We start from the raw sequence: 23168 nt of genomic DNA, 5'->3' as shown, positions 1-23168 counted from the left end.
AGACTCATTTCGGCGTAAGGCGCAGCAGGCGGCCGGGATCGCGGTCCTCGATCAGCCAGACCGCCCCATCGGGCGCCACCGCCACGTCGCGGATGCGCCCCTCCATCTGCCAGCGGTCGCTTTCGTGCGGCGTGCCATCGGCTCCGAAGGTCACGCGCACCAAAGCGCGCACCTTCAGGCCGCCGATCAGCGCCGAGCCGCGCCACTGGGGAAACAGCGTGCTCTCGTAGAAGGCGAGCCCGGCGGGGGCGATGACCGGGGTCCAGTAGAGCTTCGGGCCTTCCAGATCCGGCCGCGTGGTGTGGCGGGGGATGGGGGTGCCGCTATAGTTGTCGCCGTTGGAGACCAGCGGCCAGCCATAGTTCTTGCCGGGCAGGATGAGGTTCAGCTCATCCCCGCCGCGTGGTCCCATCTCGTGCATCCACAGCTTGCCGTCAGCGGCGAAGGCGAGGCCGTAGGGATTGCGGTGGCCGAGGCTCCATGTCTGCGCCTTCACCCCGCCCTGCCCGGCCATGGGATTGTCCGACGGGGTGGTGCCATCGAGATTGAGCCGCACGAGCTTGCCCAGCGCGCTGTCCGGATCCTGCGCGCTGGCGGCGCGGCCGCGATCGCCGGAGGTGAGGAAAAGGTGCTTCCCATCCGGCGTGAAAGCGATGATGCCGCCGGGCTGGATGCCGTTGACCTTGGGCAACTGCCGCCAGATCACAGCGAGGCCATCGAGCCGGGCGGAAGTGCCTTCGCGCACCAGACGGGCGCGGGCGAGCGCGAGGCCGCTGGCGCTGTCGCCGGGCTCAACGTAGGTGAGATAGATCTGGCCGGACGTGGCGAAGTCCGGTGCCGGCGTCACGTCCAGCAGGCCGTTCTGGCCGCCATACGTGACCTTCGGCACGCCCGTGACCTCGACCTTCTCGCCCGAGGTGCTGACCAGCCAGAGCTTGCCGGGCTTCTCCGTCACCAGCATGCGCGTGGCATCGAGGAAGGCTATGGCCCAGGGCGTATCGAAGCTGGCGACGGCGGAGACCTTGAAGGGCAGCGCGGTGGTGGCCGCATGGCTGCCGGCGTTTTCCGGCTCCGCTGCCCGCGCCGTGGCGGGCGCGATGAATGCAAGCACGGCCGCGACAATCAGACGGCGGGGCCAGCCCCGATGAAACTGCTGCATGTCGCGCTCCTTCTCCGCGCGCCGGCCCGGTTGAACCGGGCGACGCTGGGTCATCGGCGACGACCCTACACGGGAAGGGCGGAGTGTTGGGCACCGCGCGCGCGTTCGTGAACGGCGCGCGGACGGAAGCGCCTCAGGAGGACTGCGCCACCCGCCGCATGGGCAGATAACTGGTGAGCATGGCCTTCCAGCCGCGCTTTGGCAGGCCGTCGGTCGCCTCATAGGCCTTGCCGTAATGCCGCTCCAGCCGCACCTGCACCCGATCCCACAGGGTGGTGAGCACGAGGTAATAGACCGCGGCGACGCAATAGAGCTCCAGCACCTCGAACTTGATCTGCATGAGCACCTGAGAGCGGCGCATCAGCTCTTCCAGCGAGATGACGGAGGCGAGCGAGGTGGCCTTCAGCAGGCCGTTCACGGAATTGCCCAGCGGCGGGATGATGATGCGGATGACCTGCGGGAGGGTGACGAGGCGCAGGGTCGCCCAGCGGGAGAGGCCCAGCGCCTTCGCTGCCTCCACCTGCCCCTTCGACACCGCCTTGAAACCGGCGCGGATGGTCTCCGACAGATAGGCCGCCTCGTTGAGGGAGAGCGCGAGGAGCACCGACATCAGCACCCCGAAGCGCAGGCCGAGCTGGGGCAGGCCGGTGTAGATGATCACCAGCTGAACAAGCAGCGGCGTGCCCCGGAACACCCAGACATAGAAGCCCGACGCCCAGCGGATGAGGCGCACGCGCGACATGTTGCCGAGCGCAAGCGGCAGGGCGAGCAGCAGGCCGAGGAACATCGTCGCGATGGTCAGCCCGATCGTGACCAGCACGCCCTGCAGCAGATAGGCATTGGTCAGATAGGACAGGAACGCGTGGACATCGAACATCGGGCTGCTCCTTGGAGCGCTCGCCGCCCCGGTGAAACCACCGGAACGATCCAGAAATCACTTGAGACGGAGAGGCTTGAGCCTGCCGCGCAGGGATCGCTTCGACCCAGGGGCGGCAGGCTCCCGCGTCATCAGTTCGGGCCGGGGCCGCGGATGGCGAACGGACGATCCGCACCGAGGCGGGTCATGTGGAACTTGTCGAACACCTTGTCGTAGAAGCCGTCCTTCCTGATCTCGGTGAGGGCTTCGGCGGCCGCTTCCGCCACCGCCTTGTCGCGGAAGGCAAAGGTGATGTCGGTGGGGATGAGACCCGACACCCAGATCTTCACGATGCCGCGCTCCTGCAGGCTGATGGCGGTCTCGTCGATATTGATGCCCGCTTCCAGCTGGCCGGCGCGCAGCGCGGCGGAGGTCTCGGTGACGGTGGAGAAGGTGCGGAAGTCGATGGGCTTCATGCCCTTCGCCACCATGCCGTCATTGAACTCGCGCGACTTGCGCTCCTGATAGGTCGCGGTCTCGATGCCGACCACGTGGCCGGAGAGATCCTCGAACTTCTCGATCTTCATCTTGGACGTCGGCAGGGTGTAGATGCTGAGCGCCTGCATACCATAGGGCACCATGAACATGAGCTTGGAGCGCTCATCGGTCCAGAACATGCCGGTGTTGATGGCGTCGAAGCGGCCCTGCTTCATGGCCGGGATCATGGGTGGCATGTCCATGCGAACGAAGGACGGCTCAAGGCAGAGGCGCTTGGCGATCTCCTTGCCCAGTTCCACGTTCAGGCCCTGCAGCTCGCCCTTCTCGTCCACGAACTGCTGCGGGGGCAGCGTGGGGTTGATGGACATCTGCAACTTGCCGGCCTCCACGAGATGGTCGGCGGAAATCTTCGGCTTGCAGGCCTGGGCACTGGCCTGCCCGCCGAGCGCGACGGCAAGCACCAGACCCAAGGTTGCGGCGGTGATACGCATGGCTAGGTTCCCCTCTGAGTTGTGAGCCATGGCCTTACAGTTGCGGTGAGGTCTGGAGCCTCATTCTTTGCAAGTGTCGTGCCGGGTGAGAACGAGGGCGGCGTGCTGCGCCTCGATGACGGTTTCGCCGCGCTGGTTGACCAGCCGCAGATCCTCGGTGATCACGCCCCTGCCCCCTTTGGAGGAGAGGCGCTTGTCGGTGAAGGTGAAGGTGACGTGCACCGTGTCGCCGGCCACCACCGGGCGCACGAAGCGCACCTTCTCCCAGCCGAGCGACGCGATGGAGGAGTTCTCATAGAGCCCCATCGCGGTCTTCAGCCCCTCCATGAGGGCGAGGCCGTAGAGCCCGTGGGCGATGACGCCGGAATAGCCGCGCGTGCGCGCATAGTCCGCATCCGTATGCAGCGGATGATGGTCATGGGTGAGGTCGCAGAAGGCCGCGATGTCGGCGGCCGTCAGCGTGTGCGGGGCGGAGGACATCTCCGTGCCCACCACCACGTCCTCATAATAGAGGTCGGGTCCGGCCTGGCTCATGCTGCTGCCCTCCCCGCATGACGCGGACCGTGCGCCAAAAAATCCTCGCGCAAGGCCATGGGACCGGGCTGGAAGATGCGCGCATCCATGGTCTTAAGCTGGGGCGAGACCGCAACGGCAAAACCCAGCTTGTCGAGCACGTCTTCCTGCAATCGCACGCCGGGCGCGATCTCGGTGAGCACGAGGCCCTCGGCCTCCAGCTCGAACACGGCGCGATCGGTGACAAAGGTCACGCGCTGCCCGCGCTTCAGCGCCAGCGGCCCCGAGAAGGACACCTGCCCCACCTCCGGCACGAACTTCTTGAACTTGCCGTCGCGGCGGATGGCGAGCGCGCCATTCTCCACGTCGATGTCCAGATCGCCGCCGGTGAGCGATCCGGAGAAGACGAGGCGCGGCGTGCGCTGGGTAATGTTGATGAAGCCGCCGGACCCGTCATAGCGCTTGCCGAAGCGGGTGACATTGATGTTTCCGCGCGGATCGACCTCGGCGAAGGAGAGGAAGGCGCAGGTGAGGCCGCCGCCATCGTAGAAATCGAACTGGTAGCCTTGATCCATGATGGCGCGCGGATTGACCGCCGTGCCGAATTCGCGGGCATGCCCCGGCACGCCGCCAATGACGCCCGCTTCCACGGTGAGGGTGATGAGATCCTCGATCCCCTCCTCTGCCGCCACGTTCGGGATCAGCGCAGAAACGCCCACGCCGAGGTTCACCACGTCCTTCGCCCGCAGCTCGAAGGCGGCGCGGCGTGCCATCACCTTGCGCATGCTCAGAGGCTCAGGCGCGATCTGCGAGGTGGGCACGCGGGTCTCGCCGGAGCGGGCGGGATCATAGACCGTGCCGTAGGTCTGCATCTGCTCCGGCACCACCACGATGTGGTCCACGAGGAAGCCGGGGATCTGCACCATGTGCGGATTGATGGAGCCGCGCTTCACCACGCGCTTCACCTGACAGATGACGATGCCGCCGGCATTGTGGACCGCCTGCGCGATGGACAGATCCTCGCGCGTGGTGGCCTCGTGCTCCATGCTCACATAGCCGTCTTCATCCGCCGTGGTGCCGCGCAGCAGCGCGACATTGGGGACGCCGGGCGCCTTGTAGAGCAGGTAATCCGTGCCCGAGAGCGTGACGAGATCCACCAGTTGCTCGGTGGTGACGCTGTTCATGCGCCCGCCGTCCTGGCGCGGGTCCATATAGGTCTCAAGGCCAACCTGCGTGAGCACGCCCGGCTGCTTGCCGGCCATGGCGCGACACAGGTGCGTGAGAACGCCCTGCGGGAGGTTGTAGCCCTCCACCTCATTCTCGACGATCATCTTCATCAGCGGCAGTTGCAGGCCGAAATGACCGCCGATGACCCGCTTCACCAGCCCCTTGTGGGCGAAGCGGCACATGCCCTTTTCCGTCACCGCGCCGACGCCGGTGATGTGCAGCAGGGTGATATTGTGCGGCCCCTGGCCTGCGAGGAAGCGCTTCTCGACCGCCTCGAACAGGGCTTCGGGCGAACCCGAGCCGCCATTGCCGCCGGCGATGACGAAATCGCCGTCCTTGATGAGGGCTGCCGCCTGATCGGGTGTGAGCGAAGAGATCATGATCGCCTCACGCCAGTTCTTTTTCGACCTGGCGCGCGATGATCATGCGCTGGATCTGGTTGGTGCCTTCATAGATCTGGGCAAGGCGCACATCGCGGAACAGGCGCTCGATGCGATATTCGCGCGAATAGCCATTGCCGCCATGGATCTGAAGCGCGTTGGACACGTGCTTCATGGCCATGTCGGTGGTGAACAGCTTTGCGTGCGCGGCTTCCTTGGCGATGGACATGCCGGCATCATGCATGCGCGCCGCATGGTGGATGAGCATGCGCGCAGCGGCGATGTCCGTGGACATGTCGGCGATCATGAACTGCACCGCCTGGAAGCTCATGATGGGTGAGCCGAACTGCTTGCGGGTGCGGGCATAGGCCACCGCATCTTCCATGGCCGCCTGCGCCATGCCCAGCGCCATGGAGGACATCATGAGGCGGCTGAAATTGAAGTTGCCCATGGCCATCTTGAAGGCCTGGTTCTCCGGGCCGACCACCGCATCGCGGGGCACGAACACATCCTGGAACACGAGCTGGCAGTCCTCCAGCCCGTGCATGCCCAGCAGTTCCTCCAGCTTGCCGCGCACCACGCCCGGCTGGTTGGCATCCACCAGCAGGCAGGAGATGGACTTGTGGCCTGCATCCTTCGCAGTGCGGGCGAACACCATCACCTTGTCGCAGACACCGCCAAGCGTGACCCACGCCTTGGTGCCGTTGAGGATGTAGCCGCCTTCCACCGGAGTGGCGGTGGAGGTCATGCTGGCCACATCCGAGCCATGGTCCGGCTCGGAGACGGCGGTGGCAGGCACGATGCGGCCGGCCAGAAGGTCCGGGATCAGCGCCTTCTGGCTGTCATTGCCGTGCTGGTTGAGGAACAGCGCCGCCTCGACGGGAATGGCGAACACATTGCCGATGGCCCCCGAGCAGCGGGCAATCTCTTCCATGACGAGGCACACCGAGACCGTATCCAGCCCGGCGCCGCCCGCATCCTCCGCGAGGCTGATGCCATAGAGTCCGAGTTCGGCCATGCGCTCGTAAAGCGTGCGGTCGAACACGTCATCCTTGTCGATGGCGGCGGCGCGGGGCAGCACTTCGCGCTCGGCGAAGCGACGAGCGGTCTCGCGCAGGGCCTTCTGGTCTTCGGTGTAGAACTGGTCCATGGGTCCACTCACTCGGGCAAATTCGGGAATGCTATTTCGCGAGGGCGACGGGCACGCGGGCGGCCTCGGCCGCGTCGTCGCAAGCCATGCCGCCGCCATGGGCCACTTCATCCAGCGTGCGGTCCATGAAGTAGACGGCCACATCATCGGGGTCGGCGCCGAAGCAGGTGGCCAGCGCCTGCGTGATCCCCACCGCCGCCTTGCGCCGCTCGGCGACGCCCCGGCGATAGGCATGCATCTTGGCGAACACCCGCATCTGCCGACCTTCAAGACCCAGCGTGCCCTCATGGCCATAATCGGCGACCTGAACGGGCAGGAAATAGACGGTCACGGTGGCCGGGCTCACGGAAAAGGCCGAGACGACGGCCTCGGTGACGGCGCGCACGGCCGCCTGCTTTTCCGCAACGCCTGCGGGGGGACCGAGGACTTCCAGATACGGCATTGCTTCAACGTCCTTCCAGCGCGCGGCAGGATGCGCGCTCGATGAGCCGCACGCCGACGCGATATTCCCGGCCGCCATTCGCGGCCCCGCCGATGCGCTGCATCAGCCGGTCCACCACGAGATTGGCCATTTCGGAGGCCCCGCTATCGACCACGCTCAGCGCCGGGCGCTGCCATTCGAACCAGGGCGTGTCCTCGTAGCAGAGCAGCGAGAGATCATCCGGCACGCTGATGCCGCGTTCCGACACCACCCGCAGCACGCCCAGCGAGGATTCGTGATTGGCGACGAACAGCGCGGTCGGCGGTTCCTTCAGCGCCAGCAAGGCATTGGCCGCCGTGACGCCGGTTTCGGGCACGTAGCGACCATGATGGATGAGCGCGCGGTCAACGGGCAGGCCGGCCTCGTGCAAGGCACGCAGATAACCGGCGAGACGCTCTTTGCCGGAGGTGGTGTCCTCGCGGCCGACGATGAGGCCGATGCGGCGATGACCCAGCGCCAGCAGGTGGCGGGTGCCGGCATAGGCGCCCTCGGGATCGGCGGCGAGCACCGATTCCAGCAGCGCGCCCTCATCCCGGCGCACCACGCAGACCACGGGGATGCCGGCATTCTCCAGCCCCAGCAACTGCGGGCCATTGGCGCCGGTGGGCACCACGATGAGGCCGTCGATGCTGTGATCGGCGAGCGTCGCCAGCGTACTGCGCTCCTGCCCCGGATCATCAGACGTGATGGAGAGGATGACCTCGTAGCCCAAGGCCCGCATGCGGGTCTGCACCACTTCTGCGAGCACCCGGAAGGAGGCGTTTTCCAGATTATGGATGGCAAGGCCGATGAGCTTTGAGCTCTTGGTCTTGAGGCCACGGGCGAAGGTGTTGGGCCGGTAGCCCAGGTCCGCCGCCACCTGGATGAGGCGCTTCTGCGTCTCCGCGCTGGCAAGGCCGGTGCCGGTCAGCGCGCGGGAGGCGGTGGCCACGGAGACATTCGCCACCCGCGCCACATCGCGCAGGGTGACGGCGCCGACACGCGTCTTCTCCGCTCGGGGCTTTGCAGGTTTTTTTGGAAACGTTTCCATTCGCAAATGGTAGTTCCGATCTTTTTATTCTGTCAATCCTTGACCGAAACAGAATTTACGATCTATCCGTTGACTGGAAACGGTTTCTGTAATTTTCCATTTATTGGGCACAATGCCCAAAGATGAGGCGGACGCGAGGCAGGCATGGATCTGAGCGGCATCGGCGGCATATGGCCCGCAACTCTCACCCCTTTCCGGCCGGACGGGGCCATCGACGAGGCGGCACTCTCCGCGCACATTGCCCAGGTGGCAGGCACCGAAGGCATGAAGGCCGTCGTCGTGAACGGCCATGCGGGTGAAGTCTCGGCCCTAGACCGGGCGGAACGGGCGCGGGTGATACGCCTTGCGGTTGCAGCCGCCCGCCCGGTCGGCGTGGTGGCCGGCGTGGTGGCCGACAACACCGCCGACGCCGTTGCGCTGGCCAAGGATGCCGAGGCCGAGGGCGCCGATGCGCTCCTCCTGTTCCCGCCGCCGGCCTTCGCGCAGGGCGGCGATGCCCGCCCGGAGATGGCGATGCGCTTCGTCTCCGCCGTCGCGGCGGCGACCAAGCTGCCGATCGTGCTGTTCCAGCTCTCGCGTGGCTCGGGCCAGAATTTTTCGACCGCGCTGCTGACCCGCCTCTGCGTGGAGGTGCCCTCCATCATCGGCGTGAAGGAAGGCAGCGACATTCCGGAAATCTATGAGGACAATGTACGGGCGCTGCGCGCGCTTGACCGGCCGGTGAGCATCCTGACCACCAACAACGGCTGGCTGTTCTCCTCCCTCGCCTATGGCGCGGACGGCATCCTCTCCGGCATTGGCAGCGTGGTGCCGGACCTGCTCGCGCAGCTCTATGCCGCCATGTCGGCGGGTGATCTGACCGCAGCCCGCGCGGTCAACGACCGGCTCTATCCGCTCTGCCGCGCCTTCTATCGCCGCCCGCATGCGGACTGCCACAACCGCATGAAGACAGCCCTGCATCTGCTCGGCCGCCTGCCCCATCCCGATCCGCGCCCGCCGCTGCTGCCCATCGAGGCCAAGGAGCGCGCGGAGATCCGCGCCGCGCTGGTGGCCGCCGGCCTGCTCGACGCCTGAACCGGAGCGCACGCACATGAGCTTTCACGGCACCTACAGCGTGATGGTCACGCCCTATGACGCAAAGGGTGAGGTCGATGTGGCCACGCTCGAGCGTTATGTGGACTGGCAGATCAACGAGGGCATCCACGGCCTGATCCCGCTCGGCTCCACCGGCGAGTTCCTCTCCCTCTCGGACGCCGAGCAGGAGCTGGTCGCCAAGACGGTGATCGACCGCGCAGCAAAGCGCGTGCCCGTGCTCATCGGCACCGGGGCGGAGGACACCCGCGAGGTGGTGCGCCTCTCCCGCCGCGCCGAGAAGCTGGGGGCGGACGGGGTGATGATCATCCCGCCCTTCTATTCCACCCCCACCGAGGACGAGCTGTTCCATCACTTCAAGACCGTGGGCGAGGCCGTCTCCTTGCCCATCATGATCTACAACAACCCGGCCACCGCCAACGTGGACCTGCGCCCCGAGATCGTGGCCCGCCTCAGCGAGATCGACACCGTCAGCTACATCAAGGAATCGACCCTTGAGGTGACGCGCATCCGCGACATCCAGCGCCTGTGCGGCGAGCGGATGACGGTGTTCGGCGGCATTCTGGGTTTTGAATCCTTCTGCGAGGGCGCCGCCGGCTGGGTGTCCGTGCCCTCCAACATCGCGCCCCGCGTGATGTCGGACATCTACCGGCTGGTGGCCGAGAAGGGCGACCTTGCCGGCGCGCGGGAGCTGTATCGGAAGCACTTCCGCATCATCGACTTCGTGGCCGGGCACTATTATGTGGCCGGCGCGAAGGCGACGCTCTCGCTCATGGGCCTGCCGGTGGGCCTCCCCCGCCCGCCCCGCCTGCCCCTGCCCGAGGCGCGCATGGAGATGGCGCGCAAGCTGGTGGCCGATTTCGGCCTCTCCGTTCAGGGCGTCTGAGCCTTACAGGTTTTGCAGCAACGGCGGCGGGGTCCAGCAGAATCCCGCCGCCTCAAGCCTCTTGGCGAAGGCAATGAGCCCCGCCTCGCTGCCCGGCCGGCCGATGAGCTGAAGGCCGAACGGCAGTTCTCCCGCCGCGCACGGCGCGGGCAGCGTCACCACCGGAAACCCCACCAGCGATACGATGAAGGTGACGGCGAGATAATCGAGGATGTCGGCAAGCGGCCGGCCATCCATCTCCGTCACCTCGCCCGCCGCATTGGGCCAAGGCAACACGGAAGCCGCCGGGGCCAGCAGCACATCATGCTCCGCGAAGAAGGCGGTAAAGCGCCGCCATAATGCCGCGCGCCCCGCTTCCGCCGCCAGATAATCCTGCGCCGAAAGGGCAAGGCCCGCCTCCACATTCCAGCGCACGGTGGGCGTGATGCGATCTCCCTCCTGCGCGACCAACGGTCCGAAATTGCGCGCGATCTGCGCTGTCCGCAGCGTGCGGAAGGCCATGGGCGCGCCGGCGCAGTCCGGTGTGGCCGAGGGGATCACACCCAGCACCTCTTCCGCTCTCGCCACGGCGCTGCCGAAGCGCGCCCGCACGGCATCCGACACCGGCGCGAGGCCGAAGTCCGGCGTGGCGGCGATGCGCGTGAACGGCGCATCAACCGTCGGCACCAGCGCCGAAAGTGGATCGAGCGCCGAGGGCGCTGCCATCACGCCCAGCATCAGCGCCGCATCATCCACCGTGCGCGCCATGGCCCCCGCTGTGGCAAGGCCGGTCCAGGCCAGCTCCCGCCCCGCATCGCCGATCAGGCCCACCGTAGGACGGATGGAGACGACGCCGCAGAAGCTGGCAGGCGTGCGCACGGAGCCGCCGAAATCCGTGCCATGTGCCAGCGCAGCCATACCCGTCGCCACCGCCACGGCGGAACCGCCCGATGAGCCGCCGGAGGTGAGCACCGGATCATAAGGATTGGCGGTCGGCCCCTGCAGCGGATTGGTGCAGACGGCGCCGAAGCCGAATTCCGGCGTGTTCGCCTTGCCGATGATCACCGCCCCCGCCGCACGCAGGCGCGCCACCACCGGATCGTCCATGTCCGGGATGCGTTCCGCATGGATCGCCGAGCCCATGGTGGTGGCGAGGCCCGCAGTATCGGTCAGATCCTTCACCGCCACCGGCAGGCCGTGCAGCGGGCCGACAGCCTCCTCTGCCGCATCCAGTGCCTGCGCCCGCGCACGGGCGCCCTCGGCATCCACGGTGATGAACGCCTTGAGGCCCGGCTCCAGAGCGGCGATGCGCGCGAGGTGCCCTTCCAGCACCGAAGCCGCCGAAATCTCACGCGCATCAAGACGCGTCGCCAGCAGCGCCGCACTGTCCAGAACGCCCTCGGACCTGCCGTTGCGGCAGATGATGCTTTTCACGCCATATTCCTTCTGAATGTGCACACTTGCCGTGCGCCCACGCCTCGATCCACCGATTGAAAGACAATCATCATATTGAAATATAAACACTATTCATAATTTGGCATGCCATTTGCTCTTGTCACGGCACGCAAAAGGGATGCCGGACAGCATGATGCAGACCGCGAGCAACGAAACCCAAGGCACGGCTTCTGGTGGCCGGGCGCTGGTGGTGGATGCCGTCACCCACCGCTATGGATCGAGCACCGCCGTCGAGAACATCAATCTCGACATTCGCGCAGGCGAACTGGTGGCTCTGCTCGGTCCTTCGGGCTGCGGCAAGACCACCTTGCTGCGCATCATCGCTGGCTTCATCCGCCAGACGGAAGGCCGCATCATCCTCGGCGACGAGGTGGTGGATGATCTGGGGCCGAACCGCCGCCGCATCGGCATCGTGTTCCAGAATTATGCGCTCTTCCCCCATCTCTCCATCGCCGAGAACGTGGCCTATGGCCCGGCGGCTCAAGGCATCGGCAAAGCCGAGCGCGAGGCGGAGACCAAGCGCCTGCTGGAGTTGGTGAAGCTCGGCCATCTGGCCGACCGCCTGCCCCGCCAGCTCTCCGGCGGCCAGCAGCAGCGCGTGGCGCTCGCCCGCGCGCTCGCCATCAAGCCGCGCATCCTTCTGCTGGACGAGCCCTTCGCGGCGCTGGACAAGAATCTGCGTCTCGACATGCAGATCGAGATCAAGCGCCTGCAGCGCCTCTCCGGCATCACCACGGTGATGGTGACGCACGATCAGGAGGAAGCCCTCTCCATGGCCGACCGCGTGGCGGTGCTGAGCCAGGGGCGCCTCGAACAGTTCGCCGCGCCCACGCAGATCTACGATCGACCGGACAGCCTGTTCGTGAACACCTTCGTGGGCACCGCCAACCAGCTCTCCGGGCAGGTGCTGGCGAGCGACGGCGACATGGCCACCATCCGCCTCGATGCGGGGGCGGAACTGCGCGCCCGCTCCCCCGGCGGCGTGCTGGCCTCCGGGCAGCGCTGCACCGTGTGCCTGCGGCCCGAGCATCTGGAGATGACCGACGACCCGGCGGGCTTTGCCGCCGTGGTGGAGATGGGCCTGCCGCTCGGTGCCACCGTGGTGCACGAGGTGCGCGGCGCCGATGGCGCCGGCATCAAGGTGTCCGAGCCTCGTCGCGCGGGCACGGCGCTGCGCGCCACCGGAACGCCGGTGCGCGTGCGCCCGCTCTCCCCCGATCTCGCCACCGCTTATCCCGCCTGACTTCCCCTTTCCCTTTGCCGCCTGAGGAGACATTCATGGACCTTAACCGCCGCTCACTTCTCAAGACCGCGCTGACGCTGGGCGCCATGCAGGCCTTTCCGGGCCTGACCTATGCGCAGGCGCGCCCGCTGGTGTTCGCCACCTTCACCGGCAGTTGGGAAGAGGCGCACAAGGCCGTGCTGGTGCCGGCCTTCCGCAAGATGACGGACAACGCCAACATCGTGCTCGACCCCATGTTGTCGGTGGACCAGATCGCCAAGGTGAAGGCGGCCGCCGCCAACCCGCCCATCGACGTGATGCTGCACGATCCCGGCCCGGCGCTGGTGGCCATCGGCGACGGGCTGGTGGAGCCCTATCCGGTCGCCAAGAGCGCCTATTACAAGGACCTGATCTCCGAGGCGCAGGTGGACACCGGCCCCGCCCCCTTCTTCCAGGTGGTGGGCCTCACCTACAATCCCGAGACGGTGAAGACCCCGCCCACCTCCTGGGCGGACCTGTGGAAGCCGGAGTTCAAGAGCCGCGTCGGCATCACCAACCTCAATTCCACGCTGGGCACCGGCTTCCTGGTGGAAATCGCCCGCATGCATGGCGGCTCGGAAGCCAATGTGGATCCGGGCTTCGCCGCGCTGGAGAAGCTGAAGCCCAATCTGGCGGCGGTGGCTGCCAATCCCGGCGCGCTGGCGAGCCTCTTCCAGCAGGGCCAGATCGACATTTCGCCCGGCAATTTCAACGCCATCCAGATCCTGAAGGCTCAGGGCGTGCCGGTGGAATTCGTGGCCCCGAAGGAAGGCGCCATCGCCTTCAAGACCACCATGCACATCGTCAAGAATTCGCCCAATCAGGAATTGGCCTTCAAACTCATCGAGGCGGCGCTCTCGCCCGAGGTGCAGAAGAAGCTGATGGAAAGCCCCTATCTGATCGTGCCCACCAACGCCAAGGTACCCATGACCGGCGAGATCGCCAAGGTTCTGGCCAAGGACACCGAGGAGCTGAAGAAGAAGTTCGTGTTCCAGGACTGGAAGACCATCAACACCCAGCGCTCCGCCTGGATCGAGCGGTTCAACCGCGAGATCAAGCTCTGATCGGCTGATCACTTCTGTCCCGCCGGCATCGCCCGGCGGGACACCCCCGCAAGCCCCGCCTCCGCAAGCAAGGCCCCCTGCCATGGCTGCCACCGCGCCCACCGCTTATGATGTGAAGCTGGCCCTGCCGCTCGGCGGCTTCCTTGCGGTCTTCTTCCTCGCCCCGCTGGCGGTTCTACTCGTGCTGAGCTTCCAGGCGAACCCGCAGGGCACGGCCTATGGGCTCAACCAGTACGGGCAGTTCCTCGGCGATGTGTTCAGCCTCTCGGTGCTCGGCAACACGCTGCTGCTGGGCGTAAAGGTCACGCTGCTCACGCTCCTGCTCGGCTACCCCGTGGCCTATGCCTATACGCGCGTCGGCCCCCGCCTGAAGGGCCTCATCATCCTCATCGTGCTGCTGCCGCTGCTCACCTCCGTGGTGGTGCGCACCTTTGCCTGGATCGTCATTCTCGGCCGGCAGGGCATCGTCAACAACGTGCTGATGTCCATGGGGATCATCTCCACGCCGCTGCGCCTCATCTACACCGATCTCGGCCTCGTGGTGGCGCTGGCGCAGGTGCAGATGCCGCTCATGGTGCTGCCGCTCATCACCGCCATCGGCCGCATCGACCCGAACCTGTCGGATGCCTCGCTCTCGCTGGGCTCGGGCGCGTGGCGCACCTTCGTGCGGGTGACGCTGCCGCTCTCGCTGCCCGGTATCATCGCCGGCTCCATGCTCACCTATGCGGCGGCGATTACCGCCTTCATCACCCAGAGCCTCGTGGGCGGCGGGCAGATGCTGTTCATGCCCATGTACATCTACCAGCAGGCCTCCACCCTGCAGAACTGGCCGTTCGCGGCGGCCATTTCCATCATCTTCCTCGTCGCCGTGCTCGCGGTGGTGATGGTGTTCAACCTGCTCGGCCGCCTGTCGCGCGGCTATGCCAGCGCCTGAGGAGACACGCCCATGCGACGCGACTGGGAAGCCTTCTCCTTCCACCTCGCCATCGGCGTCATCGCCGTGCTGGCGCTGATCCTGCTGGTGGCGCCCACCGCCATCGTGCTCATCGTGTCCTTCACCAGTGGCTTCTCGCTGCGCTTCCCCCCGCCCGGCTATTCGCTGCGCTGGTACGTGGCCCTGTGGGATGCCTGGCAGCTGCATTTCGCGGCCATGAACAGCCTGAAGGTGGCGGCCTGGGCGACCTTCCTCTCCGTGGTGCTCGGCACGCTGGCCGGCCTCGGCATTTCGCGCTCCTCGCGCCTCTCCGCCAAGCTGATGGATGGGCTGTTCATGTCGCCGCTCATCCTGCCGGCGCTGGCCTTCGGCCTCTCCTCGCTGATGTTCTTCTCGGCGCTCGGCCTGCCGGTATCGCCGCTCACCCTCATCATCGGCCACACGGTGGTGTGCGTGCCTTATGTGGTGCGCAACACGGTGGCGGCGCTGTCCCAGCTCGACCCGACACTGCTGGAATGCTCCGCCAGCCTTGGTGCCGGCAAGGTCTACACCTTCCGCCGCATCACCTTGCCGCTGATCCGGCCGGGCATATTGGCGGGCGGCTTCATCGCCTTCATGTCGTCCTTCGACAATGTGCCGGTGTCGCTGTTCCTGCGCGATGCCGCCACCGACATGCTGCCCATCCGCATGTGGCAGGATCTGGAAGGCAAGCTGGACGTGACGATCGCTGCGCTCTCCGGCGTGCTGATCGTCTTCACCATCGCGCTCATCATGGTGATGGAGCGCTTCACCGGCCTGTCGCGGCGCCTCGCGTGATCAGACGCCCCGGAACAGCTGGATACCCCAGGGCGTGAACTTGAACGGCAGATGGTAATGCTCCTCCACCCGCGTGATCACGAAGCGGAACGGCACCATATCGAGAAAGGCCGCTTCCTTTTCGCCATAGCCGTTGGCGCGCAGCCAGTCGCCCAGCGCGAACACCACCTCATGGGGGCCGGCGGCAATGCCCTCCCCGGAAATGATCGGATGCTCGAAGACCCCATTCGCCCCCAGCTCGCCCTTGGCGATGGAGCGCCGCTCCGGCGTGAGCGCGAACACCTCCACGCCGAGCCCCGCCGCCGCGATGCCCTTGGCGATGTCCACGCCATGGATGGAGATGCCGCCCGCCTGTGCCATATGATCGATCCCGAGCTGGAGAGGAACGCATGGTAGCGTCCCGCAACGGCATTGCCACTGGCACAGCTGTGGACATCGCCGCCGATGTGCAGGCAGGCCGCGCGAGCGCTGCCGAAGTGGCGGCATCTGCCATCGCGCGCATCGAGGCCGCCGCTGATCTGGTCGCCATCGTCGATTTCAATCCCGAGGAAGGCCGCGCCGCCGCCCGCGCGGTGGATGCGCGGCTTGCCGCCGGCGAGCGGCTTCCGCTGGCCGGCGTGCCCCTCGCCATCAAGGACAACATCTGGGTCGGTGGGCGGCGGGTCACGCAGGGCTCCCTGCTCACGGCCGATTTCATCGCCCCGGCCGACGCCATCACCGTTGAACGGCTGAAGCGTGCCGGCGCGGTCATCATGGGCATGGCCAACACCTCGGAGTTCGCCTGCAAGGGGCTGACCACCAACAAGGTCTACGGCACCACCCGCCACCCCATGGATCCCACGCTGACCCCCGGCGGCTCCTCCGGCGGGCCTTCTTCGGCGGTGGCGGGCGGCCTCGTGCCGCTGGCGTTGGGCACGGATGCAGGCGGTTCCAGCCGCCGCCCGCCTGCCCATGTGGGCGCTGTGGGCTTCAAGCCATCCTACGGTGCCATCCCGCGCGGGCCGGGCTTTCCGAGCCCGTTCGCCGGCATCTCCTGCCCCGCGCCCATCGCCATGACCGTGGCCGACGTGGCGCTCATGTTTTCGGTTCTGCGCGGCCCCGATGCGCGCGATCCGGACTCGCTCCTGCTCGCTTTGCCCGACGACCGACCGCCGGAGGCGCTGCGCCTCGCCTTCTCCCCCACATTCGGGCTCGATGCGCCTGTGGATGCGGAGGTGACTGAGGGGCTGGAGCGGGCCATGGCCGCCCTTACCCGCCACGACCTCGCCGTCACCCGCCGCGATCCGCCATGGCCCGAGGGCGCCAGCGAGACGGCGCTCATGCCTGCCCAGCACGCCGGCCTCGCCGCCATCCATGGCGAGGCCTTCCGCCGCGATCCCGACCTGTTCGATCCGGACATCGCGGCGCAGATCGAGCGCGGGCTGGCGCTGGATGGAGCCACCGTCGCCCGCACGCTGATCCTGGGCCAGGAGATCACCCGCGCGCTCGGCCGCTTCTTCATGGAGACCGACATCCTCATGGGGCCGACCGTGCCCTGTGTCGCCTGGCCGAACGACCGGTTGGGGCCGGAGCGTATTGGCGGGCAGGACGTGGCACCGCGTGCCCATGCGGTGTTCACGCCGCTGTTCAACCACGCTCGCGTGCCGGCCATCTCCATTCCGGTGGGTCGGGGCCGCGACGGCCTGCCCTTCGGGCTCCAGATCATCGCCACGCGCGGCCATGACGATCGCCTGCTCAGCTTTGCCGCACGGGTGGAGGCAATCCTCGCCACCGAAGGGCTGTGGCCGTGACGGCAACCCGTCCCGCCCGCCCCCCGCCGCCCGTCTCCCTCGCGGAACAGGCGGTGGAGAGACTGCGTGAGAAGATCGTATTCCTTGAGCTGCCGCCCGGCGCGCCCTTGAGCGAGCGGCGGCTGGTGGAGGAACTGGGCGGCTCCCGCACGCCGGTGCGCGAGGCGCTGAAGCTGCTCGCGGCGGAAGGGCTGGTGCTGCTCCGGCACAACCGGGCGGCCATCGTCGCCCCTCTGGCGGCGGAGGAACTCCAGCATCTGTTCGAGGTGGAAGTGGCGCTGGAAAGCTTCGCCGCCGAGCTTGCGGCCAGCCGCATGAGCGAGGCGGACATCGCCCGGCTCGCCCGCTTCCAGACCGAGATGGAGGCCCGGCACGCGGCTGGCGACCGCATCGGCTACATCCGCCTCAACCAGAAGATCCACGCCTTCATCGTGGCCGGCGCGGGTAATCCGGCGCTGTCGGAGGCGCACGCACGCCTCATCGGCCGCCTCCAGCGCGCACGCAACGTGGGGCTATCGTCGCTGGGCCGGGTGGAGGAATCCATCCTTGAGCACCGGCAGATCCTCGATGCCCTGCGTGCCCGTAATGCGGAAACCGTGCGCACGCTCATGGCCCATCACGTGGGACGTACCGGACGGCTGGTCGCCGCTTATTGCGCCGAGGCAGAACCGCAACCCACGGGCCGGCGGCGTCGGGCCGCCTGAGGCCGCGCGAGGCCCATGCCGCCAAGGGACGCCTGCATCACGGCTCGCAGACCTGCTCAGGGTGAAAACTCTGCCCGGCCGAAGATGCACACCCGGAAGCCGCGGCCGAAGCGCGATGCAGGAAGGCCACCGTGTCCAGCAACACCGGCGCGAGCGGCCGCAGCGGCGCGGCAAACGCTCCCAGCAGCGTGGCATGATTGACACGATCGTAAAAGCGCACATCCGCCACGCCGCCGAGCCTGCGGATGCGATCGGCAAGACGCAGACTGTTGCCGGGGTCGACGACACGATCCGCACGGCCCGTCGCGAGCATCACGGGCGGCCCGTGCCCATGGGCGAAGGTGATGGGCTGCGTGGCCTCCAGCCCCGGCGCAGGGGCAAAGATCTGTTTCAGCCGCGCGCTGTGCAGGGGCAGGAAATCATAAGGCCCGGCCAGCCCCACCATGGCGGTGAGCACATGGTCAGGCTCAAGGCCGACACCGCCCAGCCATTGCGGATCGAACGTGAGCATGGCGGCAATATGCGCGCCGGCGGAATGGCCGATCAGTAAAAGCCCGGCACCGTTGCCACCCATCTGGCCCGCGTGCGCATGGACCCAGCGCACCGCATGGGCAGCATCCTCGAGAAACGCCGGAAACCGCGCGTCCGGGAACACGCGATAATCCGGGATCGCCACCACGAAGCCCAGCCGCGCCAGAGCCGCGCCGACGAAGAGATACGCCGCCCGGTCGCCCTCCTCCCAGCCCCCGCCATAGAAGAACACGAGCACGGGGGCGGGTGCGCGCGGCTGCCTCGGCCGGAACACATCCAGCCGGTGCCGCGCGTGCGGGCCATAGGCGAGATCGCGCGTCACCGAGAACCCGCCTTGCACGGCCGCGAGCGCATTGAGAAGGCCGGCCGGCGAAAGGAGCGTACGCAGCACCAGATCACCCCTCCGTTGCCGCCGATGCGGACCTTTCATCCTACGCAGGAGAGTGCGCGCCGGATCAATCTCGGGGGAAAGCGGGAGGCGGGCTCAGGCTCCGGCGGACGCCTCGCGGCCGTGCAGGGCGCGGGGAACGGCGGCCGTATCGCCCTTGGCCAGCGCCAGCGCTATGGCGTCCGCGATGGTGGTGAGGCGCTTCGGAATATCCTCCTCGATCAGCCGCAGGATGCGGGCCATGGGGCCGACCACGCCGAGACTGAACACCACGCCTGCCGGCTGCACCTCCACGGGCACCGCAACGGCAGCCAGTGCCTCGTCCACCTCGCCGATGCAGGTGGCGTAGCCCTGCGCCCGCACCTGCGCCAATTCCGCCTTGATGGCGGCGGGATCGGTCTTGGTGCGGTCCGTCAGGCGCACGATGCTGTCGGCGAGCGCGCGATCAATGAAGGCCTCGTCATGGAAGGCGAGGATGGCCTTGGAACAGGCGGTGGCGTTGGGCTGCATGGTCTTGCCCGGCAGCACAAAGCCGCGCCATGGCGCATCGGGTGATTCCATCACGACGGACCGCACCTGCGTGCCCTCCAGACGCGCCACGTAGCAGGTCTCGCCGATCTCCTCGGAGAGGTCGCGCAGGAGCGAGCTGGTGAGCGTCTCGATATAGGCTTCGTCGGTGCTCAACAACGCGAGGCGGCGCACGCGATCGCCGGTCACATAGGCAGCGCCGGAGCTGTTGAGCGCCACGAGACCGGAATTCTGCATGGTGGCGAGGAGGCGATGCGCGGTGGCCTTGGGCAACGCCAGCATGCGCGCGACCTCGATCAGCGCCAGCCCGCCGGGATGGGCGCTCAGAAGCTCCAGAATCCGGAAATAGCGCTCCAACGGCGGAAGCTTGTGGTCCTCTTTCATGCGCGGCCTTCCCTCCCCGTCCAGCCTTACGGCCAAAATCCGCTTGCCGTCCAGCGACCTGTTGCGGGCGGTAACAGTCAGCCTCGCCAACCTCCGTTGAGAGAGGATTGACAGCAATGAGAAGACCACTACCATGAATAAAAAATGAGACAAGTTCCGATAAATGGAACTTCCAGAGGTGAGCATCCATGCTGTCCAGCCCCACCGGCTCCGCTGAGCGGACCGGCGACGTTATCCTTGCGGCCGAAGGGCTGACGAAGGAGTTTCGAGGCTTCGCGGCGGTACGCGACGTCAATCTGAAGGTGCACGCGGGCAGCATCCACGCGCTTATCGGCCCGAACGGCGCGGGCAAGACCACGGTGTTCAATCTGCTGACCCGCTTCATGCCGGCGACGCGCGGCCGCATCCTCTATCGCGGGCAGGACATCGGCCGCACCGGCCCGGCCAAGGTGGCGCGGCAGGGGCTGGTGCGCTCGTTCCAGATCTCCGCCGTCTTCCCGCACCTCACCGTGCTCGACAACGTGCGCGTCGCCCTCCAGCGCCCGCGCCACCTCGCCACCCAGTGGTGGCGGCCGCTCAGCACCCTGCGCTCGCTGGATGACCGCGCTATGGAGCTGCTCACCGCCGTGCAGCTGGCCGACAAGGCGGATCTGACCGCAGGCGAACTGTCCTACGGCCGCAAACGCGCGCTGGAACTGGCCACCACGCTGGCGCTGGACCCGCAGGTGCTGCTGCTGGACGAGCCCATGGCCGGCATGGGCCATGAGGACATCCACCACGTGGCCGATCTCATCCGGCAGGTGGCCAAGGGGCGCACAGTGCTGATGGTTGAGCACAATCTCAACGTGGTCTCCCAGCTCTGCGACACCATCACCGTGCTGGCGCGGGGCGAGATCCTCGCCGAGGGCACCTATACGCAGGTGAGCGCCGATCCGCAGGTCCGCGAGGCCTATATGGGCAGCGAGGACGACGATGACTGAACCTCACCCCTTGCCCCATCTGCAAGTCCGCGGCCTCAACGGCTGGTATGGCGAAAGCCATGTGCTGCATGGCGTGGACATCGACGTCCACGAGGGCGAGACCGTCACCCTGCTGGGCCGCAACGGCGCCGGCAAGACGTCGACCCTGCGCGCCATCACCGGCCTGCTGAAGAAGCGCGAGGGCGTCATCAAGCTGAAGGGCCGCGACCTCATCGGCCTGCCCACCTATCAGGCGGCGCGGGCCGGCATCGCCTATGTGCCGGAGGAGCGGGGCATCTTCGCCGGCCTCTCGGTGGCCGAGAACCTGACCCTGCCGCCCAAGGTGGCCGAGGGCGGCATGAGCGTCGCGGAAATCTACCGCCTGTTCCCCAATCTGGAGGAACGGCGCAACAGCCAGGGCACAAAACTCTCCGGCGGCGAGCAGCAGATGCTGGCCATGGCCCGCGTGCTGCGCAACGGCGCCCGCCTGCTGCTGCTGGACGAACCCACCGAGGGCCTCGCCCCGGTCATCGTCCAGCGCATCGGCGAGGTGCTGCGCACGCTGAAAGCCAGCGGCATGACCATCCTGCTGGTGGAGCAGAACTTTCGCTTCGCCCGCAAGGTGGCGGACCGCTTCTATGTGATGGAGCACGGCCGGGTGGTGGACCACCTGACCGCCGCCGAGGTGCCGGACCGCCTCGCCTCCCTCCAGACCCAACTCGGCGTGTGAGGCGCTCATGACCACGCTCTTCGGACTGCCGATCCAGGCCATCTCCGGCCAGTTGCTCATCGGGCTGATCAACGGCTCCTTCTACGCGCTGCTGAGCCTCGGGCTCGCCATCATCTTCGGCCTGCTGCGCGTCATCAATTTCGCCCATGGCACCCAATACATGCTGGGCGCGGTGACGGCGTGGCTGCTGCTGACCGTGCTCAACATCGGCTTCTGGCCCTCGCTGGTGCTGGCCCCGCTCATCGTGGCAGTGGCGGGGCTGCTGATCGAACGCCTGTTCCTGCGCTATCTCTACGGCCTCGATCATCTCTACAGCCTGCTGCTCACCTTCGGCCTCGCTTTGATGATCGAGGGCCTGATGCGCGACGGCTTCGGCGCCGCCGGCAAGCCCTATTCCCCACCCGCTTTGCTCACCGGCGTGGTCAACCTCGGCTTCATGATCCTGCCCATCTATCGCGGCTTCGTGGTGGTGGCCTCCCTCATCGCCTGCCTCTCCGTGTGGCTGCTGATCGAGAAGACCAAGCTCGGTGCCTATCTGCGCGCGGCCACCGAGAATTCCGGCCTCGTGCAGGCCTTCGGCGTCAACGTGCCGAAGCTGCTCACCTTCACCTACATGCTCGGTGCCGGCCTCGCCGCACTCGCAGGCGTTCTGGCCGCGCCCATCTATCAGGTAAGCCCGCTCATGGGCTCCAACCTCATCATCATCGTCTTCGCCGTGGTGGTGGTGGGCGGCATGGGCTCCATCATGGGGGCCATCGTCACCGGCTATGCGCTCGGCCTGCTGGAGGGGCTGACCAAGGTGTTCTACCCGCAGGCCTCCAGCATCGTGATCTTCGTCGTCATGGCCATCGTATTGCTGGTGCGCCCCGCCGGCCTGTTCGGACGGGAGGCCTGAGCCATGTCCATTGCCACCTCCACGCCCCTCAAGACCGCCAATGATGCGCTCGGCATCGGGCATCTCGTCGGCCGCGCGCTGATCGTGCTCGCCTTGCTGGCGCTCATCGCCGCGCCGCTGGCGGTCTATCCGGTCTTCCTCATCAAGATCCTCTGCTTTGCCCTGTTCGCAGCGGCCTTCAACCTACTCGTCGGCTATGTGGGCCTGCTCTCCTTCGGCCATGCGGCCTTCTTCGGTGGGGCGGCCTACATCACCGCGCACACGGTGAAGGAATGGGGCTTCACCCCGGAACTGGGCATTCTCGCGGGCGTCGCCTTCGCGGCCACGCTCGGGCTCGTCATGGGCTTCCTCGCCATCCGCCGGCAGGGCATCTACTTTGCCATGGTGACGCTGGCCCTGTCGCAGATGGTCTATTTCGTCTTCCTGCAGGCGCCCTTCACCCATTCGGAGGACGGCATCCAGTCCGTGCCACAAGGGCTGCTGTTCGGCATCATCGACCTCTCGAAACCGCTGCCCCTCTATTACACCGTGCTCGGCGCCTTTCTCCTTGGCATGGTGCTGATCTGGCGGGTGGTGAACTCGCCCTTCGGCAACATCCTCGCCGCCATCCGCGAGAACGAGCCGCGCGCCATCTCGCTGGGCTATGAGGTCAACCGCTACAAGCTCGCCGCTTTCGTCATATCGGCGGCCCTCGCCGGCCTTGCGGGCGCGGTGAAGGCCATCGCCTTCCAGCTCGCATCGCTGGTGGACGTGACGTGGCAGATGTCCGGCGAGGTCATCCTCATGACCCTGCTGGGCGGCATCGGCACCCTGCTTGGCCCGGTGGTGGGCGCGGCGCTGGTGACGGCCATGGAGCACTATTTCGCCGCCACCTCCATTCCTGCGCCGGTGCTCATCGGCGGCTGCTTCGTCGCCTGCGTCATGCTGTTCCGCCGCGGCATCGTCGGCGAGATCCGGCATCGCCTCAAAGCCCGCTCCTCCCGCTGA

Annotated in this window: 24 protein-coding genes; 12 read left to right on the top strand and 12 right to left on the bottom strand. The window is 67.0% G+C overall.

Features of this window, described 5'->3' with window-relative positions; genetic code table 11:
* Positions 1-4 precede the first annotated feature (4 nt).
* The 8 genes from IEW24_RS16105 to IEW24_RS16070 all read right to left on the bottom strand — a co-directional run bounded on the left by IEW24_RS16105 (position 5) and on the right by IEW24_RS16070 (position 7785).
* Complete coding sequence (locus tag IEW24_RS16105; RefSeq protein WP_188580409.1) at positions 5-1159, bottom strand: PQQ-dependent sugar dehydrogenase; 1155 nt, start codon at positions 1157-1159, stop codon at positions 5-7.
* A gap of 133 nt (positions 1160-1292) precedes the next feature.
* Entirely contained in the window at positions 1293-2036 is a 744-nt protein-coding gene (locus IEW24_RS16100; RefSeq protein ID WP_188580406.1) for an amino acid ABC transporter permease, read from the bottom strand.
* 131 nt (positions 2037-2167) lie between these two features.
* Complete coding sequence (locus IEW24_RS16095; RefSeq protein ID WP_188580405.1) at positions 2168-3004, bottom strand: transporter substrate-binding domain-containing protein; 837 nt, start codon at positions 3002-3004, stop codon at positions 2168-2170.
* Between the two features lie 60 nt (positions 3005-3064).
* Complete coding sequence (locus IEW24_RS16090) at positions 3065-3538, bottom strand: MaoC family dehydratase (protein WP_188580403.1); 474 nt, start codon at positions 3536-3538, stop codon at positions 3065-3067.
* Positions 3535-5124 (bottom strand): acyl CoA:acetate/3-ketoacid CoA transferase, encoded by a 1590-nt coding sequence (locus IEW24_RS16085; protein WP_188580401.1) that lies wholly within the window; start codon positions 5122-5124, stop codon positions 3535-3537. Before IEW24_RS16085 ends, IEW24_RS16090 begins: the two co-directional genes overlap by 4 nt.
* A 7-nt stretch (positions 5125-5131) precedes the next feature.
* Positions 5132-6274 (bottom strand): acyl-CoA dehydrogenase family protein, encoded by a 1143-nt coding sequence (locus IEW24_RS16080; protein WP_188580399.1) that lies wholly within the window; start codon positions 6272-6274, stop codon positions 5132-5134.
* A 31-nt stretch (positions 6275-6305) separates the two neighbouring features.
* Positions 6306-6716, bottom strand: a complete 411-nt coding sequence (locus IEW24_RS16075; RefSeq protein WP_188580396.1) for a tautomerase family protein — start codon at positions 6714-6716, stop codon at positions 6306-6308.
* 4 nt (positions 6717-6720) lie between these two features.
* Positions 6721-7785 (bottom strand): LacI family DNA-binding transcriptional regulator, encoded by a 1065-nt coding sequence (locus IEW24_RS16070; protein ID WP_188580394.1) that lies wholly within the window; start codon positions 7783-7785, stop codon positions 6721-6723.
* Positions 7786-7929: 144 nt separating this feature from the next.
* Between IEW24_RS16070 and IEW24_RS16065 the strand changes: the two genes are divergently transcribed.
* A complete protein-coding gene (locus IEW24_RS16065; RefSeq protein ID WP_188580393.1) occupies positions 7930-8859 on the top strand; it encodes a dihydrodipicolinate synthase family protein in 930 nt (309 codons plus the stop codon).
* Positions 8860-8875: 16 nt separating this feature from the next.
* The gene (gene dapA, locus IEW24_RS16060; protein ID WP_188580391.1) at positions 8876-9763 is read left to right on the top strand and encodes a 4-hydroxy-tetrahydrodipicolinate synthase; all 888 of its coding nucleotides are present in this window, start codon (positions 8876-8878) and stop codon (positions 9761-9763) included.
* 3 nt (positions 9764-9766) lie between these two features.
* Here dapA and IEW24_RS16055 read toward each other — a convergent pair whose 3' ends face one another.
* Positions 9767-11176, bottom strand: a complete 1410-nt coding sequence (locus IEW24_RS16055) for an amidase (RefSeq protein ID WP_244644460.1) — start codon at positions 11174-11176, stop codon at positions 9767-9769.
* A gap of 151 nt (positions 11177-11327) precedes the next feature.
* Between IEW24_RS16055 and IEW24_RS16050 the strand changes: the two genes are divergently transcribed.
* From IEW24_RS16050 to IEW24_RS16035, 4 genes are all read left to right on the top strand, one after another.
* Positions 11328-12440 carry an ABC transporter ATP-binding protein gene (locus tag IEW24_RS16050; RefSeq protein WP_244644459.1) on the top strand — a complete coding sequence of 371 codons (1113 nt, stop codon included), beginning with the start codon at positions 11328-11330 and terminating at the stop codon, positions 12438-12440.
* A 35-nt stretch (positions 12441-12475) separates the two neighbouring features.
* Entirely contained in the window at positions 12476-13522 is a 1047-nt protein-coding gene (locus IEW24_RS16045; RefSeq protein ID WP_188580388.1) for an ABC transporter substrate-binding protein, read from the top strand.
* 82 nt (positions 13523-13604) lie between these two features.
* Positions 13605-14456, top strand: coding sequence for an ABC transporter permease (locus IEW24_RS16040; RefSeq protein WP_188580386.1), 852 nt, complete (start codon positions 13605-13607; stop codon positions 14454-14456).
* Between the two features lie 12 nt (positions 14457-14468).
* Positions 14469-15272, top strand: coding sequence for an ABC transporter permease (locus tag IEW24_RS16035; protein WP_188580385.1), 804 nt, complete (start codon positions 14469-14471; stop codon positions 15270-15272).
* Here the strand turns inward: IEW24_RS16035 and IEW24_RS16030 are convergent, their stop codons facing one another.
* Entirely contained in the window at positions 15273-15632 is a 360-nt protein-coding gene (locus IEW24_RS16030) for a hydroxyisourate hydrolase (protein WP_188580382.1), read from the bottom strand.
* Positions 15633-15661: 29 nt separating this feature from the next.
* On the opposite strand from IEW24_RS16030, the gene IEW24_RS16025 reads away from it, so the two are divergent.
* Together IEW24_RS16025 and IEW24_RS16020 are read left to right on the top strand one after the other, a co-directional pair.
* Positions 15662-17062, top strand: coding sequence for an amidase (locus tag IEW24_RS16025; protein WP_188580380.1), 1401 nt, complete (start codon positions 15662-15664; stop codon positions 17060-17062).
* Positions 17059-17766, top strand: a complete 708-nt coding sequence (locus IEW24_RS16020) for a GntR family transcriptional regulator (protein ID WP_188580377.1) — start codon at positions 17059-17061, stop codon at positions 17764-17766. The genes IEW24_RS16025 and IEW24_RS16020 overlap by 4 nt, the downstream gene beginning before the upstream one ends.
* 37 nt (positions 17767-17803) lie before the next feature.
* On the opposite strand, the gene IEW24_RS16015 is transcribed toward IEW24_RS16020, so the two are convergent.
* On the bottom strand, positions 17804-18688 hold the full coding sequence (locus tag IEW24_RS16015) for an alpha/beta hydrolase (RefSeq protein WP_210324230.1): 885 nt from the start codon (positions 18686-18688) through the stop codon (positions 17804-17806).
* Between the two features lie 93 nt (positions 18689-18781).
* A complete protein-coding gene (locus IEW24_RS16010; RefSeq protein ID WP_188580373.1) occupies positions 18782-19597 on the bottom strand; it encodes an IclR family transcriptional regulator in 816 nt (271 codons plus the stop codon).
* A gap of 188 nt (positions 19598-19785) precedes the next feature.
* Between IEW24_RS16010 and IEW24_RS16005 the strand changes: the two genes are divergently transcribed.
* Genes IEW24_RS16005 through IEW24_RS15990 form a run of 4 tightly spaced genes read left to right on the top strand, consistent with a single transcriptional unit; the run spans position 19786 to position 23168 of the window.
* Entirely contained in the window at positions 19786-20577 is a 792-nt protein-coding gene (locus IEW24_RS16005; RefSeq protein WP_188580371.1) for an ABC transporter ATP-binding protein, read from the top strand.
* Positions 20570-21286, top strand: a complete 717-nt coding sequence (locus IEW24_RS16000) for an ABC transporter ATP-binding protein (RefSeq protein WP_188580369.1) — start codon at positions 20570-20572, stop codon at positions 21284-21286. Before IEW24_RS16005 ends, IEW24_RS16000 begins: the two co-directional genes overlap by 8 nt.
* Positions 21287-21293: 7 nt before the next feature.
* Positions 21294-22181 carry a branched-chain amino acid ABC transporter permease gene (locus IEW24_RS15995; protein ID WP_188580368.1) on the top strand — a complete coding sequence of 296 codons (888 nt, stop codon included), beginning with the start codon at positions 21294-21296 and terminating at the stop codon, positions 22179-22181.
* Positions 22182-22184: 3 nt separating this feature from the next.
* On the top strand, positions 22185-23168 hold the full coding sequence (locus IEW24_RS15990; protein WP_188580366.1) for a branched-chain amino acid ABC transporter permease: 984 nt from the start codon (positions 22185-22187) through the stop codon (positions 23166-23168).

It is taken from the genome of Azorhizobium oxalatiphilum, from assembly GCF_014635325.1.
Classification (GTDB): domain Bacteria; phylum Pseudomonadota; class Alphaproteobacteria; order Rhizobiales; family Xanthobacteraceae; genus Azorhizobium; species Azorhizobium oxalatiphilum.
The sequence above is the reverse complement of the archived record's forward strand: the minus strand, read 5'-3'. Positions and strand labels throughout refer to the sequence as shown.

What these genes read in the sequence shown, in the direction of transcription:
- IEW24_RS16000 (WP_188580369.1), top strand. Translation starts at nt 20,570, where the DNA reads ATGACTGAACCTCACCCCTTGCCCCATCTGCAAGTCCGCGGCCTCAAC.
- IEW24_RS16100 (WP_188580406.1), bottom strand. Translation starts at nt 2,036, where the DNA reads ATGTTCGATGTCCACGCGTTCCTGTCCTATCTGACCAATGCCTATCTG.
- IEW24_RS16095 (WP_188580405.1), bottom strand. Translation starts at nt 3,004, where the DNA reads ATGCGTATCACCGCCGCAACCTTGGGTCTGGTGCTTGCCGTCGCGCTC.
- IEW24_RS16065 (WP_188580393.1), top strand. Translation starts at nt 7,930, where the DNA reads ATGGATCTGAGCGGCATCGGCGGCATATGGCCCGCAACTCTCACCCCT.
- IEW24_RS16040 (WP_188580386.1), top strand. Translation starts at nt 13,605, where the DNA reads ATGGCTGCCACCGCGCCCACCGCTTATGATGTGAAGCTGGCCCTGCCG.
- IEW24_RS16070 (WP_188580394.1), bottom strand. Translation starts at nt 7,785, where the DNA reads ATGGAAACGTTTCCAAAAAAACCTGCAAAGCCCCGAGCGGAGAAGACG.
- IEW24_RS16050 (WP_244644459.1), top strand. Translation starts at nt 11,328, where the DNA reads ATGATGCAGACCGCGAGCAACGAAACCCAAGGCACGGCTTCTGGTGGC.
- IEW24_RS16030 (WP_188580382.1), bottom strand. Translation starts at nt 15,632, where the DNA reads ATGGCACAGGCGGGCGGCATCTCCATCCATGGCGTGGACATCGCCAAG.
- IEW24_RS16010 (WP_188580373.1), bottom strand. Translation starts at nt 19,597, where the DNA reads ATGAAAGAGGACCACAAGCTTCCGCCGTTGGAGCGCTATTTCCGGATT.
- IEW24_RS16005 (WP_188580371.1), top strand. Translation starts at nt 19,786, where the DNA reads ATGCTGTCCAGCCCCACCGGCTCCGCTGAGCGGACCGGCGACGTTATC.
- IEW24_RS15990 (WP_188580366.1), top strand. Translation starts at nt 22,185, where the DNA reads ATGTCCATTGCCACCTCCACGCCCCTCAAGACCGCCAATGATGCGCTC.
- IEW24_RS15995 (WP_188580368.1), top strand. Translation starts at nt 21,294, where the DNA reads ATGACCACGCTCTTCGGACTGCCGATCCAGGCCATCTCCGGCCAGTTG.
- IEW24_RS16080 (WP_188580399.1), bottom strand. Translation starts at nt 6,274, where the DNA reads ATGGACCAGTTCTACACCGAAGACCAGAAGGCCCTGCGCGAGACCGCT.
- IEW24_RS16035 (WP_188580385.1), top strand. Translation starts at nt 14,469, where the DNA reads ATGCGACGCGACTGGGAAGCCTTCTCCTTCCACCTCGCCATCGGCGTC.
- IEW24_RS16090 (WP_188580403.1), bottom strand. Translation starts at nt 3,538, where the DNA reads ATGAGCCAGGCCGGACCCGACCTCTATTATGAGGACGTGGTGGTGGGC.
- IEW24_RS16105 (WP_188580409.1), bottom strand. Translation starts at nt 1,159, where the DNA reads ATGCAGCAGTTTCATCGGGGCTGGCCCCGCCGTCTGATTGTCGCGGCC.
- IEW24_RS16075 (WP_188580396.1), bottom strand. Translation starts at nt 6,716, where the DNA reads ATGCCGTATCTGGAAGTCCTCGGTCCCCCCGCAGGCGTTGCGGAAAAG.
- IEW24_RS16085 (WP_188580401.1), bottom strand. Translation starts at nt 5,124, where the DNA reads ATGATCTCTTCGCTCACACCCGATCAGGCGGCAGCCCTCATCAAGGAC.
- IEW24_RS16025 (WP_188580380.1), top strand. Translation starts at nt 15,662, where the DNA reads ATGGTAGCGTCCCGCAACGGCATTGCCACTGGCACAGCTGTGGACATC.
- dapA (WP_188580391.1), top strand. Translation starts at nt 8,876, where the DNA reads ATGAGCTTTCACGGCACCTACAGCGTGATGGTCACGCCCTATGACGCA.
- IEW24_RS16045 (WP_188580388.1), top strand. Translation starts at nt 12,476, where the DNA reads ATGGACCTTAACCGCCGCTCACTTCTCAAGACCGCGCTGACGCTGGGC.